This window comes from Mucilaginibacter sp. P4_E8 (genome assembly GCF_056401495.1).
Window position 1 is genome coordinate 1 of record NZ_JBFUJG010000385.1, and the last position, 1328, is coordinate 1328.

At 36.2% G+C, this 1328-nt stretch carries 3 protein-coding genes; 2 read left to right on the forward strand and 1 reads right to left on the reverse strand.

Features of this window, described 5'->3' with window-relative positions; all coding sequences use genetic code 11:
- The coding region (locus tag AC1DRQ_RS31600; protein WP_477430119.1) for a S24 family peptidase at positions 1-601 on the reverse strand (601 nt) is incomplete at its 3' end.
- Between the two features lie 159 nt (positions 602-760).
- Here AC1DRQ_RS31600 and AC1DRQ_RS31605 point away from each other — a divergent pair.
- On the forward strand, positions 761-943 hold the full coding sequence (locus tag AC1DRQ_RS31605; protein ID WP_429395764.1) for a hypothetical protein: 183 nt from the start codon (positions 761-763) through the stop codon (positions 941-943).
- A 48-nt stretch (positions 944-991) separates the two neighbouring features.
- On the forward strand, positions 992-1328 hold a 337-nt coding region (locus AC1DRQ_RS31610; RefSeq protein ID WP_477430121.1), incomplete at its 3' end, for a hypothetical protein.

The following is a 1328-nucleotide window of genomic DNA, read 5'->3' on the forward strand; positions in this document are numbered from 1 at the left end:
TCTCCGTAGTGTTATCTGAGTGGGCAATTACCTCATCGGGGTTATCGCCGGCTAATAACCGTTTGTACATGCGGTATTCGCCCCATTCAATGTAGTATACTTCGCCGGGTAATATTTTTTTATCATGTATTACTTTTAAGGCTACCCAGCAGCCGTTTTCAAGATAGGGGTACATGGAGTGCCCCCAAACTGGCAAAGCAAAGTCGCAATCCTCAATACCAGGAAAGTTCATTCGGCCAACAGACGTTGAATCATTAATGTCATTATATACCTCCACACCCGATGCTGTAGCCGAAATTTCATACATAGGAATACCCTCAGCTTGTTTATTTGTTGCAGAGTTTTCTGTATTTTCAGGGAATTTATTTTCAAGAATAAAACTTCTGTATTTTTCTTTAAAGACTCTGAGTTTTTCAGGATCGATGTTCTGTCGACTCTTTACAATCTCGGTAATGGAGCTTGGTGAGTTAAAACCAAGGGTTTCTGCCAATTGTGCATTGCCTGTAAATGCTTTTCCCTTAAGTTGATTGTATAATATTATAAACTCAAGTGTTTCAGGGCGTATGGTTTTAATTTTATTAGGCTTTGATACATCATCCATAATATTGAATTTAATTAAAGATTTTTCTTGAAATAATAAAGATATTTCTGTATATTTGTTTCATTAATTCTGCTAAAGTAATATAAATTACAACAAAAACAAATTTTGTTAATACAGAATATAAAGAATACTAATTACAGAAAATCAAAAAATAAACCAATGCACATAGCTTACTCTGCCTTACAACAATCAACCACCGACAATCAATACAATGAAATGCCCCAACCCGATCATGAACCACTGTTGCGCTTCCAGGCTTACCAGGAGGTCTGTAATAAATACAATAAAGAAATTGCTGAAATACAAAAATATATACCGGGCTGGATACCCGCTTTCAGGTAGCAGAAACACGCAGTAGGAGTAAATACAAATAAATTAAAACCAAATAAAATGATAAAGATCGCACAAAAACTAAAAGACCAATTATGGTGGCTCATCATATCTGTAGATTATGATTATAGCCGTATTGCCATTGCCGACCATGACCTTAATGATGAAACGCTCACCCTTTGGCTGGAAGATAAACATGATTTTAAGAACTCGCTTGATGAATGCCTGCAGGTTGATATTAAAGCGCGCGAGTTTGCTAAAATCATAAAAGGGGAGAATCTGAACAATTATATAGGCAGTAAAATGCACCCAACAAAAAAMTTTGTGTATAAAGCCCGCATAGAAATAAATGCGCCGTTAAAATGGTATCAGGATGATGCTGCGATTATTGAGCAGC